Below are 16,516 nucleotides of genomic sequence, written 5' to 3'. Positions count from 1 at the left end.
GTTACAGATATGAACATTGATGACAGGAAAAAGCATCAAAACCACCGCATCGGTTCAGAAATTAACAGTTTTTCCATAAGGAACTGACGTACGATTCACAAATTTGTCCCAACCTGCCTCCCAAACGATGGGTATCAAGGCTATACATAGCAGTGATATGTGGATATTCCGATTTCAGTTTTTACCCAGACCGATTAGAATACCCGCACTTTTACCGACACGATCATCAGGAGCCCTGAGTTCTATGTCCTCTCGTCGTGAGTTAGCCAACGCTATCCGTGCCCTTAGCATGGACGCAGTACAGAAAGCCAAATCCGGTCACCCGGGTGCCCCAATGGGTATGGCTGATATCGCCGAAGTACTGTGGCGCGGCCACCTGAACCACAATCCAGGCAACCCTGAATGGGCTGACCGTGACCGCTTCGTGCTGTCCAACGGCCACGGTTCCATGTTGCTTTACTCCCTGCTGCACCTGAGCGGTTACGATCTCTCTATCGAAGATCTGAAGAACTTCCGTCAGCTGCACTCCAAGACCGCAGGTCACCCTGAATACGGCTATGCGCCAGGCATCGAAACCACTACTGGTCCTCTGGGCCAGGGTATTGCCAACGCTGTCGGCTTCGCTACTGCTGAAAAAGCCCTGGCTGGCCAGTTCAACCGTGAAGGCCATGACATCGTTAACCACCACACCTACGCGTTCCTGGGTGATGGTTGCATGATGGAAGGTATCTCCCACGAAGTTTGCTCCCTGGCCGGTACTCTGGGTCTGGGCAAGCTAATTGCCTTCTACGACGACAACGGCATCTCCATCGATGGTGAAGTTGAAGGCTGGTTCACTGATGACACAGTGAAGCGTTTTGAAGCTTACAACTGGCACGTAGTTCCAGCGGTTGACGGTCACGATCCTGAAGCTCTGCAGGTGGCTATCGCTGCTGCTAAAGCTGAAACTGACAGACCAACCCTGATCTGCTGCAAGACTGTGATCGGCTTCGGCTCTCCTAACAAGGAAGGCAAGGAAGACTGTCACGGCGCACCTCTGGGTGATGAAGAAATCAAACTGACCCGCGAACGTCTGGGTTGGACTCACGGTCCTTTCGAAGTTCCTGCTGACATTTACAGCAAATGGGATGCGAAAGAAGCCGGCGCTGCCAAAGAAGCTGCATGGAACGAAAAGTTCGAAGCTTACAAGGCTGCTTACCCTGAACTGGCCGCTGAATTTGTACGTCGCCAGAAAGGTGATCTGCCAGCTGACTTTGATGCCAAGTCTCAGGTTTATATCAAGTCTCTGCAGGAAGAAGGCGTTACCGTCGCTTCCCGTAAAGCGTCCCAGAACACTCTGGAAGCCTTCGGCCCTATGCTGCCTGAACTGATGGGCGGCTCTGCTGACCTGGCCGGTTCCAACCTGACCATCTGGAGCGGTTCCAAGGGTGTCAGCAAGGATGATCCTGCTGGCAACTACATGTTCTACGGTGTGCGTGAGTTCGGCATGAGCGCCATGATGAACGGTATTGCTCTGCACGGCGGTTTTGTACCTTACGGTGCAACCTTCATGGTCTTCATGGAATATGCGTGCAACGCCGTACGTATGGCTTCCATCATGAAGCAGCGCAGCATCTTCGTTTACACACACGACTCTATCGGTCTGGGTGAAGACGGCCCAACTCACCAGCCTGTTGAGCAGATGGCCAGCCTGCGTCTGACTCCTGGAGTGAACGCATGGCGTCCATGCGACACCGTTGAGTCTGCTGTTTCCTGGAAGCACGCTATCCAGCGTGAAGACGGTCCTTCTGCCCTGGTATTCTCCCGTCAGAACTTGAAGCACATGGATCGTACCGAAGAGCAGGTAGCTAACATCGCTCGCGGTGGTTACATCCTGAAGGACAGCGAAGGCACTCCTGAAGTGATCCTGATGGCGACCGGTTCCGAAGTTGAACTGACCATGAACGCTGCAGCAGAACTGGAAAGCAAGGGCCGTAAGGTTCGCGTTGTTTCCATGCCTTCTACTGACGTATTTGATGCTCAGGACGCTGAATACAAGCAGTCTGTACTGCCTCTGGACGTTCCAGCACGTGTAGCTGTTGAAGCTCTGGCTGCTGACTTCTGGTACAAGTACGTTGGCCTGGACGGTCGTGTAATCGGTATGACCACCTTCGGTGAGTCTGCGCCAGCAAGCGACCTCTTCCCATTCTTCGGATTTACAGTAGAAAACATCGTTGCTGCTGCTGAAGAAGTGATTGGTTAATCAGAACCATTGATTAATAAGAGCTTTGGTTCTTAATCGATCAAAAAACCCGACCTTGTGTCGGGTTTTTTAATGTCTGGATGCGACAAAAGCCAGCCCTGTCCACCCTGAAGCTACTCTGAGTCTAATGATATGACCAGCAGGGATATTGGGGATAAAAATGGAACCGATGAATAGTCACAGACCAGTGACAGGAAACAGTGACCAGAGCAGGCCTATTGATAGTAATAATAATATAACGTCAGAAACCAGTCATGATGGTCGCATTCAGGAAGCCAGTGTGACTGAAGGCTACATGCCTTCCCAGTCCAGTCCTTCAAAGCTTCCAACTACCGCTCTCGAAAAACGGAAAGTATCAAGTACAAGTAACTCAGATTCTTTTCTCAAGACAACCTTTAAAGTTGGCGCTGTATCAGCAGTTGGTGTGATGACTTGGCCAGTACTGGGATTGACTGGGGTTGGGGTTGGCTTGGGGATTAGTGGCAAGATTGCTTATGACTACTGGACTGGCAGTAGGGAGGTAAGTAATGAACCGGTACCGGTCAATCCACAGCAGGAGGAAGATATTCGGGCATTAGGGAAGCAGGTAATAACTGCCAATAAACGGCTTATGATTTCACAACAGAAAGAGCAGGTAAGCCAGTTCGATATTGCAACCTTGCGTACTACAATAAAAGATCTTGAAAGGCAGGTAAGAACCAAGCAGAAAACTGTAGATAAGAAAGGTCAACAGAGAGCTAAAGAGAGCATAAAAATCAAAGAGCTTGAAACCCAGCTAAATGAACTGAGCAATCAATATGATAAAGCGCTGGATGACAAAGAAGAGCTAAAGACCAGGCTGGACTCCAGCCTTGCTGAGTTAGAAAGACAACAAAAATCACTTACTAAGTTCTCTGCACAAGATACAACAATAAAAAGGCTGCAAGAAAACACCTCTGAAAAAGAGAAAGAAGTAAATAGCCTGAGAGCTGAACTCTCTAGTAAAGAAGATGAAATTCAAAAACTGCAGACCAGACTTAAGCAAGCTGTACCAGAAACCGCATCCACTTCTTCTCAGACTGTTACAACTAATGCCCCTGACCCCAGAATCGGTATTACTCCACAAGAGGGAGTCCCTCGTACTTTATTTGATGAACTATCTCAGCCACAAGACTATGATTCAGACAGCGATAGCGGTGCATTTGATTTATCCAGATCTGGGTCCTTTTCAGACTATGACGACTCTTTAAAAGCGGAACTTGAAGAGGCTCAGCAACAGCTCACGCTTAAAAAGGATGAGTTGCGTAGACTCGAAGATACAGTAGAGCCATTAACAGAAGAAAGAGACGGCATCAAGAAAAAGCTGGTAGACACTGCAGAACAGCTTCAACTCAAAGAAAGCAAAGTCACAGAGCTGGAAGAACAAGTAAATAGTCTTCAGAAAGAAAAAACAGAGATAGTAGAAGCCCTTGATGGGAAAGATCGAGTTGTTAATCGCCTTAGTGAAGAGCAGGAAGAAAATAAAAAATTAAAGCAGCAGCTTACTCTTTTAAATGAAGAAAATACTTCCGTAAGAAATGAGCTCAAAGATGTTAAGCAAGAACTGGGAAATCTTAGAACCAGCCGCGATCAGTTAGATAAAAAACTCAAAATAGCTCAAAAGCAGTTAGATGATTTTTCTATCGAAAAGGATAATCAGGAGGAAACTGTTTCTGGATTAGAACAACAATGGAACAGAACTGATGAAGAGAGACGTAAGCTTGGAAAAGAACTTGAAGGTCTATACGCTCAATTACAGCAGCTAGTGTCACCAGAAGCGTTGGAAATGCCAGGAAAACAAATCGACCAGAGCCAACTGATACATCTTCTATCTAAGCAGAAAGAGTATGCTCAAATTGGCCAGGAACTTATGAAAGGCGCGTTTGGCAATGGCGCTGACGCCCATACCGTTTCTACCGAAGACATAGCTGGTGAACTGACAAAGCTCACTAAGGCTCAGGAACAGCTCACCGAACTCTTAAGCCGACTAAACAAAGCGGGCTTTAGGGGAGATATTGATGATGTACTGGCTCACCTCGATAGTTCCCCAGATTAGTCAGACACCTTGAATTGAACAACATTTGGCTGCCGGGTTCTCCGGCAGTAGTTTCAACTCATACGGCCTGTTTATAAACCACGCACAAAATATAAAGTTACTAACTCCCAGAAAATAGCTTCATCTATAAAAGCATCAGGACTTATAGAGCTCAGAGCCTCCTCGATCAACTCCACCATGTAGTGATTATTTGCCAGTGTTTCTTCAATCGTTGCATCGGCAGGTGTTGATAACAAAAGGTGCCCTGCGGCTTCGATAAAGCCCATATTCTCAGGTTTCACTTTCCTGAATGACTCTGGAGGCTTCAGGCTTAGATCCCGAAACATAACCCATACCCGATAGTCATCATTTTCCTTTCGGGCAACAAAATTGACGGTATACCTGGGCTCATTTCTTTGCTTCCAGTTTTTAATAACATGCGCTACAGCTCGAGCTATTTCCTCTCTGTCAGAGCTTTCCAGCCTGATGGTTGCCAGCGGATAATCCATTTGAGACACCGTCAAAATCCCATTCGATTGTTGAAAGCCTTCCTTCACGTTGCTTCTGGTCACTGCCGGTTTGAAGTCGTGAAGAATCTGGAAGTGATGGTGTGCAGGAACTGTCGAACCAGCCCCTGCAATATCAGAGTTAGAACAAAGGGAAAATTCAGGTGCCCTGTCAAGAAACTCCAGCGCAGACAACAGTGAATGATGATCGAGGTGCATGGGGGTGTGCGCATGTTCGATCAGGACAAAGTGGAGAGGCTGGTAAGGAAAGGGGGGAGCTTGTATAAAGTACCGAACACCATTGAGATCAAAGTGATAAACACGCAGGTACTGCTTTTGTTCATGTCCGGCCTGCTCAACATTATACTCTGCACACAGCACACATTTGGTTTTATCTGGTTCAGACTTTCCGTGCAAATGACTTTTTGAGTATTCGGTACGGACATGATTAATAACAGCTGTGTACTTTTTGTCGCTGCCTGGATCATCAAAAGAGAGCCATTCCAAGGCTTGAGGGTCACTCCATCCGGCTTTCAGATAACCCAACTCTTCTTCAAACATATAAAGAGCCTTTAATGTTGCAGGCAAACCTTCTCTGGTATCAATGAGCTGTAATAAGTATTGAGCAGCTTCCTGGCGGGTAGCCAGGTTTTTCACCACGGCTCTCATTGCCAGTCGCTTCAGATCACTGGGTGAGCCTGATTGAGCCGACTGACCAGATGAACCATCTGAAGAACCAGAAGAGGCCGTTGAAGTTGATGATGCAGCTCCACCATGCCCATGACTCCTTAAAGCTACACTCCCACTGAGAAGTAATGGACTTCTTCCCCCACCTCTGGAGTACGGATGCTCTACTCGATCGGTTTGTGTATGCCTTTGAGTCCCCCAGTAATTATAATGATCCTGCCTGTACCTATTCATTGCCTTTTGAAAATAGCTTTCTCCTTCAAGATCGCTGGATGGTTCCATGATTGGCAACTGGGGCAGGCCTGCAAACTCAACACCAGAGCCAAATGCTCCAACCTCAAGACTTACAACGGCAATATTAAATATGAAAACCCATAAAACAGAGCGGAAGGCTTGCAACATATAGATAAACTAACATTCAATTAATTCGGTCATTAAAAGTAGTTCAGTCCAGACATTTTTAAAAACTTGCTCGCTTCTATCGACAAGATCCGAGACTTTCTCAGAACTAGAGTCACATTGTCATAAGCCCATTTTTGGCCGGCATAAAAAAAACCGCAGCCTCGAAAGGCAGCGGTTTTTTTCAATCAGCTAAAAAGTTTTATTAGAACTTATAGGTAGCTGCAATGTAGTGGCCTAGACCGGTGGTACGAGCAAATGCTTCGTTGTTGTCCAGAGCATAAACATCTTTGAACAGTTTCATGCCGTAGCCCAGAGCGTAACGCTCGGAGTGCCAGTACAAACCGTGGAATGTAGCACCACCCTTATCGGTCTTAACGCCTTCAATTTTGTCAACACCCCACTGGTAGTCAACATAACCTTGATAGCTCAGGAAGCTACCGTTCTCAAAGAAGTAGAAAGGCTTGAACCAGTTAGCAGAGAACTGATAACCATCATTCTTCTTGGCATTCATATCGTATAGTGAGTACAGGTTCATGCCCACTTTACCCAACCATGGCACTTCTACGTCCGCACCAACACCGTAGAAGAAGTTTTCAACGTGATCACCGTCAGCACTCTTACCACCACCGTAGTTCAGCAGAGTAGAGAAATACACTTCTTTAACAGGACCAAAAGACAGATCCTTACCTGTTACTGCATCCAGAGACAGGCGTGGTGCCAGCTTCAGAAACATTTTGTCGAAGCCATCTTTATCACTGCTATCACTGTTGCTCAGGTTGAATACGTCCAGGTAACCGTATAAATCCAGAGCTCCGGAACGTCCGCCAAATTCCATTTCTAGGTAGTCATGGTTGGAAGAGTGGTCACCGGAACCAAATGCTCCACCTGGCAGCTCATCAAAAGCGTACATCAGGTTAAACTGCATCCACTTGTAATCGTTTTTGTGGATATCACCGTCGGTGTAGTCAGCAGCCATTGCTCCGAAAGAGCAGGCAGTCAACGCAGCAGCAGATGCGATTTTTGTTAATAGCTTCATTAAAAACCTATGTGTAGTTGGTGTAAAAATGTTCAAAATTGTTATCGTGAAAGAATGTAAAACTTTTGAAAAAACAACAACATAGGTTATTAGCGAAAATATTTAAGCATAAAATCTGATTATAAAATAAACAATTTGCATATACGCGAGACAGGAATAGGAAGTACTACCAATCAGGATGCGGAAGCTTAATGTGAATACTTGTAAGTGGTAAACTTGTTTATTATCTGTTCAGAACGAAGTCGTTCGAGGATTATCTAAACGACTAACCACAAAGATAATCCTAGTGACATTTACAGAAGAACAGAATACTCATTCCTAGAAAAAGAATGTGTATTCCACTTCAAAGTTTTGAGAATTTACTTTCTCACCAATTGATAAACCACCTCTGACATTCCTGTCAAACCAGCCGCTTTCATTTTAGGCGACAGATCGGTTCTTTCCCGGGCAAGCAACTTAATATCAAACCGGTTCGAGTAAAGGCTACGAACTTCGCTTTCACTGACTGAGAAGGGAGGGCCAGACATTTGAGACTGCTCATACTCAACAGTAATCAGCAGTCCCTTTTCGATAGCAGGTGCTGCCTGAAGAAGCTTTTCCACATACTGTTTTCTCATCGATTCCGGAAGCGCAATAAGAGCCGCACGGTCATAAAAGACGGAAGCATCGATGCTGTAATCAGGAATCGCAAAAAAATCACCTTGAATAAGGCTCAGTCCTGAGTAGCTCCAGTAGCTAAGCTCACCCTGTTGCTTAACTTCAGGATCAAAACCCTGTTCGTTGAAAAAGGCTTTTACTGCCATCTCAATCAGCTCGGACCCTGTTACCTTGTTGCCCTGCTGTCTCAGCCAGACCAAGTCCAGCGTCTTGCCACACAGAGGAACAAAGACCGAACTGTTTTCCTTTACTTCAAGTTCAGGCCAGTACTTCAAAAGCTGCTTGTTGTATTCAGGAAGGTGGAAACCTATTCGCCCTTCCTGCCAACGATCTTGCCATTCGTTCATTTTTTATTCATGCCTTAAGTTTTCTTTCGTTCATTGTCTTTCAGCGTAGGGGTGGCCACAAGGCGCCCCTCGAGATAGTTATTTTTAATTCGACTATCAACAATATTTTTTAGATCCGATAACAATTAGACTATCGTTCTTCCTCTGTTAAACGACAGCATCCTTTTTCTACAAACCGCGGCAGCTGCGCCGTATCCAGAGTCTTCCAAAGACCTGCGACAGAAGGAATCTCAAATCATCACTCGATAAAAATATTCAGGCAGTTCGAATGACAATAAACATTAATCAGAAGAGCGATCGACTGCTCTTTATTCTAACTCTTGGGGCATTAACCACCCTTGGGCCACTGGCAATAGATCTTTATCTTCCAGCCATTCCAGCCATTGCCAGAGATATGAACGAACCGTTGAGTACCATTCAATTCACACTCAGCGCCTACACCATTGGTTTTGCTCTTGGGCAGCTCATTTACGGCCCAATGTCTGATCGTTTTGGCCGCAGAAAGGTGCTGTTCCCAGGGTTAATCGCGTACATCATCACCAATGCGCTGGCCGCTTTCTGTGAAACCGGCATGCAGCTGATTATTGTTCGAATTCTTCAAGCTATGGCGGGTGCCGCAGTAATGGTCACTATTCCAGCCATGGTGCGTGACCTATTCCCACGAAAGGAAAGCGCCAGGGTGATGTCATCCGTTCTTATGGTAATGACGGTTGCTCCTCTGGCAGCACCTTTACTGGGCGGACAAATTTTGAAATTTGCCGGCTGGGAAAGTCTGTTCCTGTTTCTTGCATTGCTGGCTGGTGTTGCTTTCATTCTCGCCAGCGTCAGAATTCCTGAAACACTGACTGAAGATAAAAAACTGATTGTGCCACTTAATAAGCTTGGCTCAACCTATATGAATGTTCTGAAAAACCGTGAAGCGGTTGGCCTGATTCTCTGCCACGGTTTCTTCTTTGGTGGCATGTTTGCCTTTATTGCTGGCTCACCGTTTATATATATTGAACTGTTTGGTGTTAAACCGGAAAACTACGGCCTACTGTTTGGTATCAACATCCTTGGAATGATGACCACCAATATGATCAATATCAGGATCATCAACCGTTTTGAACTCTATTCAATCGTTCGAGCGGGTTGCACGGTTGCCGCAATCAGCGCTCTGGCTTTGCTAACTGTGGCAGAATTGGAAATTGGTGGACTGATTGGTTTGATGATCCCTATCGTCTGCTACGTAGCCTGTATGAGCTTCACCGGCCCAAATTCTAATGCTCTGGCACTGTCGCATTTTCCAAAATCAGCAGGTACAGCCAATGCGGTTGCCGGTGCTTTACGTTTTGGCATTGGTGCACTGTCTACAGCCGCCGTTGGATTTTTCCACAATGGAACAGCCATGCCGATGGTTGCGGTAATGGCAACCTGCGGTGTGCTTTCGGTCTGCAGTCTGGCATTGATCAAGAATAAAGGCATTCCGCTGGACGATCCTGAAGAGGAAGCAGTCCTCTCAAGCGAACAGCCTGCATAATCTACAAACCCTTCCAATAGCACTTCCCTGAGTTCACCCTGTAGTCCAACAGGGTGAATTTTACTCAAAACCTTCCGTGTTAACCTGATGATGGCAAGGTAGTAGAGGAAGTATTGTCAGCACAATAATAATAACAACAACGGAATGCCTACCATGTCTTCAGCTTCCTTCAGTGCTCACCTTCGCAAAGAGCATATGATCAAGCCAGCAATCATAAACGCCATTATTAACGGTGGTATTGCCTACGCTATCTTCACAAGCAAAGAAACTATCGGGTTGTTTGACCTGCATGGCATGGTTCTGGATACCCTGCTAACGGTTTTCCTGCTGACCCAGATCAGCACCTGGATTCTGTTTGCCCAGACTCGTTCCAAAGTAATGAAAGGAAATGCGGATGTAATGCCTGAGCCTCTACGCAGAGGGCAGGGTTTCTTGGCTGGTATTGGTCAGGTGATGCCAGCCTCAAACGGACTGATTTATTCCATTGCTCTTGGAACCGTTGCGACTCTGATTATTGCACCAATGGTGTTTGCCAGCTTCTATTTCTTCTGTGGTGAAACACTGATTCCGATGCAGGCCATTATTGGCAAGATGATTTATACACCTATTCTTGCCGCACTGGTCAGTCCGATTACAGCAATTCGTGCGCAGGTTGCTACGGAAGAAAAAATGAATGAAGGGTTGATTACTCAATAACCTTTAACCATTTTCAAACGCAAAAAAAAACCGCAGGTATATGCCCGCGGTTTTTTTTCGTCTATGGAGGACTTAACCTGCAGTAGAACCACCGTCAACGGAGAACATAGCACCGTTAACAAAGCTGGCGTCATCTGAAGCCAGGAAGCAGATGCTCTTGGCAATATCAGCCGCATCAGCCATCTCTTCCTGCAGACCGTTACGCTCGATCAGGCTGATATCCATATCTTCAGTAATATTGGAGAAAGCAGCCAGGAATGCAGTCTTGGTTCCGCCTGGGCAAACAGCATTGATACGAATGCCACGCTTACCAAATTCCAGAGCCATAGTCTGAGTCAGACCACGCAGAGCGTGCTTGGAAGCTACGTAGGAAGACATGTAAGCCTGTCCCTTCATACCAGCGGTAGAACATACGTTAACGATATTACCTTTGCTTTCCAGCAGGTGTGGCAACGCAGTCTGGCTCAGGAAGAATGGACCATCAACGTTTACAGCAAAAGCCAGTTTCCAGGCTTGTTCAGTTTCATTTTCAAAGCGGGCGATACCACCCAGACCAGCTACGTTCAGCAGGATGTCCAAACCACCCATAACTTCAACGGCAGCCGCAATAGATGCAACACAGTCTTCTTTACTGGTAACGTTCAGAGTTGCAGCAGTCGCTTTACCGCCAGCGTCTTTAATAGCATCAACGGTGTTTTGAACGCCTTCGCTGTTCAGGTCTACACAGTAAAGTTCAGCGCCTTCAGCACCGAGCTGAAGAGCAGTAGCCTGACCCATGCCAGACGCAGCACCGGTGATATAAACGCGCTTGCCTTGGAAACGTGCAGTCATGATTTGTTCCTTTTTTTATTACTTTATTTTTATGAATTACTTTTCATCACTATGATGATGAAAAGTAATTTTTGCGCTCATGGCTGTAATGGTCACCCGTAGGTACATCACAAAGTACGGGGTAAAGTCATCCGGCTTTTATTGAAGAAAAACAATTAAGTCAGACGCTTGATCCTTGTTCGCGTAAGCTACACGACTGAATAAAAAAAGAAAACACCTCCTGCTGGAACAAGTCTTCAATAATTCACAACATTTACAGAAAAATCACAGCCAGCCTGCTCAATTGTGATAATCCTGCTTAAATAACCAGGCATATGAATTTCTTAGCTGTTTGCCCGCCTTCGCCGGGCAATGGTTACTTAATATTCGATTACGTGTGGCTACACACTTATACTGTCGCCAAAGCAGTATTTAGAGATTGGAATAACAAGAATGGCATTCAGACTGGCAATTAATGGCTATGGCCGAATTGGACAATGCGTACTCCGTGCGCTCTATGAAAACGGCTATCGCTCCGAGCTTGAAATAGTTGCCATCAACGAGCTGTCTGATCTCGATACTCTTGCCTATCTGACCCGCTACGACACCACTCATGGTCGATTTCCCGCCAAAGTCTGCCATGAAGGTGAACACCTGATTGTTGCTGGCGATCGCATCAAGGTCTTCCATGAGAAAGATCCTCGTAATGTGGACTGGAAGTCCATGAACATTGACCTGCTGCTGGAGTGCTCCGGCTCATTCAATGAACGGGATATGGCAGAGCTGCATCTGGAAAGTGGTGCCAAAAAGCTGCTGTTCTCTCAGCCAGCCCAATCCGATGTTGATGCCACCATTGTCTATGGCATCAATGAAGAAACACTGATTTCTGATCATCAGATTGTTTCAAGTGCTTCCTGCACGACCAACTGCATCGTCCCAGTGATCCAAACTCTGAATGATGCACTTGGAATTGAATACGGCAGCATTACGACTATCCACTCAGCCATGAACGATCAGCCGGTCATTGACGCTTATCACAAGAGCGACCTGAGGCTGACCCGCAGCGCCCTGCACTCCATTATTCCTGTAGATACTGGTCTTTCAAAAGGTATTGACCGTTTACTGCCAGAGCTGGAAGGAAAGTTCAAAGCCAACTCGGTTCGTGTACCAACCATCAATGTTTCCTGCATGGATTTATGCGTCCATGTCACACAGGAAACCACCGAAGATGAAGTAAACCGAATTCTTGAACGAGCTACTCACGGCAGGCTGGAAGGTATCTTTGGTTTTTCCAACGAGCCCCATGCGTCTGTAGACTTCAACCACGATGCTCGCTCCTGCATAGTGGACGGTACACAGACCAAAGTGACTTCCGGCAAACTGATCAAACTGCTTTGCTGGTTTGATAACGAATGGGGTTTTTCTAACCGGATGCTGGATGTAGCGAGCTACTGGCTGAAGAAATAAACGCTATTTCGATAAGTGTGCAGACACACGTAATCGAATATTTGATTGCCATCTCCCCGCCTACGGCGGGGAGATGATCTATGAATTCATAGGTTCGAGTACTTACCTTAAAACGCACGTTTATTCTCAACTTTAAACATTATAAATGTGCGTTTCCGTTAACCCCTGATATTTGCATTGACCCACGTCATTTACGGTCTGTAAGCCATACCCGCTGTTATTTTTTTATGCTATTGTCCAGCTCGATTTCTTATTCCAGCACTTTCGCTGACTGGTTCTTTCGTACTGTTTGCAAGGCCTGTAAGCGATAGCTGCTCCCCTTCTGTGAAACTCGTTGCATAGGGAGACACCCTCATGAACGTCCAGAAAATGATTGACCTGGATCTGGCTGGCAAACGCGTACTGATTCGCGAAGACCTGAACGTACCGGTTAAAAACGGAAAGGTTACCAGCGACGCCCGTATTCTTGCATCCCTGCCTACTATCAAACTGGCTCTTGAAGCTGGCGCGAAAGTTATGGCTACTTCTCACCTCGGTCGCCCGACTGAAGGCGAGTACGATGAGCAGTTCTCCCTGAAGCCAGTCGCGGATTACATTGGCAACCTGCTGGGTAAAGAAGTTCGTCTGATCAAAGACTGGGTTGACGGAGGCTTTGAAGTAGCCACTGGCGAACTGGTTATTCTGGAAAACGTTCGCTTCAACAAGGGCGAAAAGAAAGACGACGAAGAGCTGTCAAAGAAAATGGCTGCTCTGTGCGACGTTTACGTGATGGACGCTTTCGGCACAGCTCACCGTGCTCAGGCTTCTACTCACGGTGTTGGCAAGTTTGCTGACATTGCCTGCGCGGGCCCTCTGCTAGCTGGCGAACTGGATGCACTGGGCAAAGCCCTGGGCAAGCCTGATCGCCCAATGTGCGCCATCGTTGGTGGTTCCAAGGTGTCTACCAAGCTGACCGTCCTGGAATCCCTGTCTGACATCTGCGACCAGCTGATTGTAGGTGGCGGTATTGCCAACACTTTCCTGGCCGCTGCCGGTCATAACGTTGGTAAGTCCCTGTACGAAGCAGACCTGATTCCTAACGCCAAGGCGCTGATGGAAAAGGTTGATATCCCGATGCCGGTTGACGTGGTTTGCGGCAAGAAGTTCGACGAGAACGAGCCTGCTGTCGTTAAGCTGGTGACTGAAGTTGAAGACGACGACATGATCTTTGACGTTGGCCCTGAAACCCAGAAGCTTTTCAACGAAGTTCTGCTGTCCTCCAAAACAGTTCTGTGGAATGGCCCGGTTGGCGTATTTGAATTCGACCAGTTCGGTGAAGGCACACGCTCCATGTCCATGGCGATTGCTGAGTCTTCTGCTTTCTCTATCGCTGGCGGCGGTGACACTCTGGCGGCAATCGACAAGTACGGTATCAAGCAGCAGGTTTCCTACATCTCTACTGGCGGCGGCGCCTTCCTGGAGTTTGTAGAAGGCAAGACACTGCCTGCAGTAGCCATGCTGGAAGAAGCTTCCAAGTAAACTGGCTGTTGCCATTCGGGTGATCGATCGTTCCAGATCGGTCACCTCTCATACTTACCACTTCCCTCTCTTTTTCACTCCCTCACAAATATAAATATTATTAATTTTTAACTTACGTATTTTATAGTGGTTTTTATATAAAAATCATTAAGTTAGTAAGTACAAAATCTGTTCAGACCGTTTGTGTAACATTACTTATGCCAACTATAATAAGGCGTTCAAATAGATGACACTTGGCAGAGGCTCACTTAATATGACTGTAACCCAGTCTAATTCAGGGCATCTGGAGCAAAATCAGGGAGAGTATATGCAAGAGGGAATGACCTTGCAGGAAGGCTGGTACTTGCTCAAAACCAAGTCAAAGCAGGAAGCAGTTGCCTTCGATAACCTCGAGGCACAGGGGTTTGATGCCTATAACCCCGAAATCAAAGTACGTAAAAAAGGCCTTCTGAAAGAAGAAGCCTTATTTCCCGGGTATATTTTTCTTTATCTGGATCTGCACGACCTTACCCGTTATCACAAGATTCGCTCCACTCGGGGTGTCAGTGAAATGGTGTATTTCAATCGGGTTACCCGCCAGCTTCACCGGGACGGACGTCTCTCAAAAGCTGAAATGCAAAATGATGCGGCCTTACTGCCTCGTCCTGTTCCAAATGGCGAGCATGTAATCGAGACCATCAAAAGTATTGTTGCTCTAGTCAATGATGAAGCTGAAGGTAAATCCGGCAGTAGTGGTTTAAAGAAGGGAGACAAGGTGATTGTGGATCACCCGCTCTACAAGAACCTTGAAATGACCTTTATGTACGATGTTGGTTGTGACCGTGGGGCAATTCTTATTCAGCACATCAAGCAACAGCGTTGCGCTGATGGCTCTATGACTAACCAAATCGTCTCTCGACAGGAAGTCACAGTGAGAAAAAAGGATCTTCAGAAAGTCGGATGACTCATCATATAGGCCAAGCTTCAGCATACCGTCCTGATCCTAAATCATTAAAAGCATTACTTGAAATTCTGGATACAGCGAGCTTAAACAGCACTGTATCCACCTCAGGTATGTTTAATGATTATTTCAAATTCTACGGCATTGATTTTGAGCATCAAATGTCTGAAGTCAGGCACGTCATAGGCCGGATTGATAGCCACGACTATCAACTGGCTTGCCACCTGTTTCTGAAAGACAATGCCAGAGGCAGTGTTTTCCTGCTTCATGGTTATTACGACCATGTGGGACTGTTCAGCAACCTCATTCGCTTTCTGCTTGAAAACGACTATAACGTTGTTGCCTATGAATTACCGGGACATGGACTTTCCAGTGGTGCTCCCGCCAGTATTCCCGACTTTGGAATATACACTGAAATTCTCACGGATATTTTTGCCCGGTTTGAGGAAAGCCTGCCAAAACCCTGGCATGCTTTTGGCCAAAGCACAGGTTGTGCAATTCTGACCGACTATCTTGCTGGACTGGCTGAAACTGAGCAGACAGGACCTTTCGAGAAGGTTTTCTTTTCGGCTCCTCTGATAAGACCCTGGCTTTGGAAACTCGGACGAGTTCAGCTTCGTATTCTCAAGCCTTTTACCAAAGGCATCCGACGCAGGTATACCGATAACTCCAGAAACAGGGAATTCCTTGAGTTAGCGCACAACGATCCACTTGGCCCGGATGTACTGCCTACAGAGTGGGTATCTTCTCTGGATCGATGGATAAAACGTATAGAATCATCCAGTTTCAGAAGTTCTGTTAGCCCTGTTATCTTTCAGGGGACACAGGATCGCACTGTCGATGCAGCTCACAATATACCTGTGCTACAGCGTTTATTTAGCAATCCTGAAGTTCATTACCAAAGTGAAGCAGGACACCATCTGATGAACGAGCTGCCTAAAACAGTATGTTCCATTCAAAAAATTCTGAAGACCCACCTTCTTAATAATGATTCCTCAAACTGAGATCGTCTGTCAGATACTGAACAAACTCCCATTCAAGCCCGTTGCTATCTTCATAGTAATGACGGCGTCGAAGCTCGCTTTCTTCCTGAAAAACGGGGTCACTTTTATAGCCTGAAGCCTGTAAACGCTGGTCTATAGAATCAATATCATCGACGACAAATGCCAGATGGTTCAGGCCTGATACTGCATAGTTTTTTGCCAATGCATCAGCCTTACCTTCCAGTGGTTCATTCAGTGTAAGGTAAATCACTTCGTTGCCAAAGTGTGCCCAACGTTTGTCTCCCGAGACACCTTCACCACGTAACTGAAAGTCAGGGAAAGCGGCCTGAAGCAGTCGAGAGGATTCCTGAATAGATTTCACTGTGACATTGGCATGTTCTATATAAACGTTCATTGCTTGCCTCCATATTCTTATTTTGTTAGCAATTACAGAGTACAGGCATTAAGAAATAACTGGTCTTATAAATTCTTTATAGCCTCGATACAGCAGGGCTATAAGTGCCCAGACATACGAATTCATAAGCTATATCCCCGCCAACGGCGGGGATATAGCAACTTAATATTCGACTACCTGTGTCAAAACACTTCTGTGATTTTGAAGATACAAAAAAAGCCTTATTCATTTCTGAAGA

The 16,516-nt window shown here is 46.3% G+C and carries 13 protein-coding genes; 8 read left to right on the top strand and 5 right to left on the bottom strand.

The window, feature by feature from the left end; all coding sequences use genetic code 11:
* Positions 1 to 244 precede the first annotated feature (244 nt).
* Together tkt and EOPP23_RS00830 are read left to right on the top strand one after the other, a co-directional pair.
* Positions 245 to 2,242 (top strand): transketolase, encoded by a 1,998-nt coding sequence (gene tkt / locus EOPP23_RS00835; RefSeq protein WP_153764084.1) that lies wholly within the window; start codon positions 245 to 247, stop codon positions 2,240 to 2,242.
* A gap of 160 nt (positions 2,243 to 2,402) precedes the next feature.
* Positions 2,403 to 4,316, top strand: coding sequence for a hypothetical protein (locus EOPP23_RS00830; RefSeq protein ID WP_153764083.1), 1,914 nt, complete (start codon positions 2,403 to 2,405; stop codon positions 4,314 to 4,316).
* Positions 4,317 to 4,387: 71 nt separating this feature from the next.
* Here the strand turns inward: EOPP23_RS00830 and EOPP23_RS00825 are convergent, their stop codons facing one another.
* The 3 genes from EOPP23_RS00825 to EOPP23_RS00815 all read right to left on the bottom strand — a co-directional run bounded on the left by EOPP23_RS00825 (position 4,388) and on the right by EOPP23_RS00815 (position 7,930).
* On the bottom strand, positions 4,388 to 5,890 hold the full coding sequence (locus EOPP23_RS00825; protein WP_153764082.1) for a DUF4922 domain-containing protein: 1,503 nt from the start codon (positions 5,888 to 5,890) through the stop codon (positions 4,388 to 4,390).
* Between the two features lie 202 nt (positions 5,891 to 6,092).
* Positions 6,093 to 6,926, bottom strand: a complete 834-nt coding sequence (locus EOPP23_RS00820; RefSeq protein ID WP_153764081.1) for an outer membrane protein OmpK — start codon at positions 6,924 to 6,926, stop codon at positions 6,093 to 6,095.
* Between the two features lie 359 nt (positions 6,927 to 7,285).
* The gene (locus EOPP23_RS00815; RefSeq protein WP_153764080.1) at positions 7,286 to 7,930 is read right to left on the bottom strand and encodes a thiopurine S-methyltransferase; all 645 of its coding nucleotides are present in this window, start codon (positions 7,928 to 7,930) and stop codon (positions 7,286 to 7,288) included.
* Positions 7,931 to 8,198: 268 nt separating this feature from the next.
* Between EOPP23_RS00815 and EOPP23_RS00810 the strand changes: the two genes are divergently transcribed.
* Positions 8,199 to 9,449 (top strand): Bcr/CflA family multidrug efflux MFS transporter, encoded by a 1,251-nt coding sequence (locus EOPP23_RS00810; protein ID WP_153764079.1) that lies wholly within the window; start codon positions 8,199 to 8,201, stop codon positions 9,447 to 9,449.
* Positions 9,450 to 9,602: 153 nt separating this feature from the next.
* On the top strand, positions 9,603 to 10,145 hold the full coding sequence (locus EOPP23_RS00805; protein WP_153764078.1) for a hypothetical protein: 543 nt from the start codon (positions 9,603 to 9,605) through the stop codon (positions 10,143 to 10,145).
* A gap of 72 nt (positions 10,146 to 10,217) precedes the next feature.
* Here EOPP23_RS00805 and EOPP23_RS00800 read toward each other — a convergent pair whose 3' ends face one another.
* The gene (locus EOPP23_RS00800) at positions 10,218 to 10,976 is read right to left on the bottom strand and encodes an SDR family NAD(P)-dependent oxidoreductase (protein WP_153764077.1); all 759 of its coding nucleotides are present in this window, start codon (positions 10,974 to 10,976) and stop codon (positions 10,218 to 10,220) included.
* Positions 10,977 to 11,408: 432 nt separating this feature from the next.
* Here EOPP23_RS00800 and EOPP23_RS00795 point away from each other — a divergent pair, with 432 nt between their 5' ends.
* From EOPP23_RS00795 to EOPP23_RS00780, 4 genes are all read left to right on the top strand, one after another.
* A complete protein-coding gene (locus EOPP23_RS00795; RefSeq protein WP_153764076.1) occupies positions 11,409 to 12,422 on the top strand; it encodes a type I glyceraldehyde-3-phosphate dehydrogenase in 1,014 nt (337 codons plus the stop codon).
* Positions 12,423 to 12,776: 354 nt separating this feature from the next.
* Complete coding sequence (locus tag EOPP23_RS00790) at positions 12,777 to 13,940, top strand: phosphoglycerate kinase (RefSeq protein ID WP_153764075.1); 1,164 nt, start codon at positions 12,777 to 12,779, stop codon at positions 13,938 to 13,940.
* A gap of 226 nt (positions 13,941 to 14,166) precedes the next feature.
* Positions 14,167 to 14,883 carry a transcription termination/antitermination NusG family protein gene (locus tag EOPP23_RS00785; protein WP_153764074.1) on the top strand — a complete coding sequence of 239 codons (717 nt, stop codon included), beginning with the start codon at positions 14,167 to 14,169 and terminating at the stop codon, positions 14,881 to 14,883.
* On the top strand, positions 14,880 to 15,884 hold the full coding sequence (locus EOPP23_RS00780) for an alpha/beta hydrolase (RefSeq protein WP_153764073.1): 1,005 nt from the start codon (positions 14,880 to 14,882) through the stop codon (positions 15,882 to 15,884). The genes EOPP23_RS00785 and EOPP23_RS00780 overlap by 4 nt, the downstream gene beginning before the upstream one ends.
* Here EOPP23_RS00780 and EOPP23_RS00775 read toward each other — a convergent pair.
* The gene (locus EOPP23_RS00775) at positions 15,862 to 16,278 is read right to left on the bottom strand and encodes a VOC family protein (RefSeq protein WP_153764072.1); all 417 of its coding nucleotides are present in this window, start codon (positions 16,276 to 16,278) and stop codon (positions 15,862 to 15,864) included. The two genes, EOPP23_RS00780 and EOPP23_RS00775, sit on opposite strands and share 23 nt — an antisense overlap.
* Positions 16,279 to 16,516: the final 238 nt, after the last annotated feature.

Origin of the sequence: Endozoicomonas sp. OPT23, assembly GCF_009653635.1 — a bacterium.
Taxonomy (GTDB): Bacteria; Pseudomonadota; Gammaproteobacteria; order Pseudomonadales; family Endozoicomonadaceae; genus Endozoicomonas_A.
The sequence above is the reverse complement of the archived record's forward strand: the minus strand, read 5'-3'. Positions and strand labels throughout refer to the sequence as shown.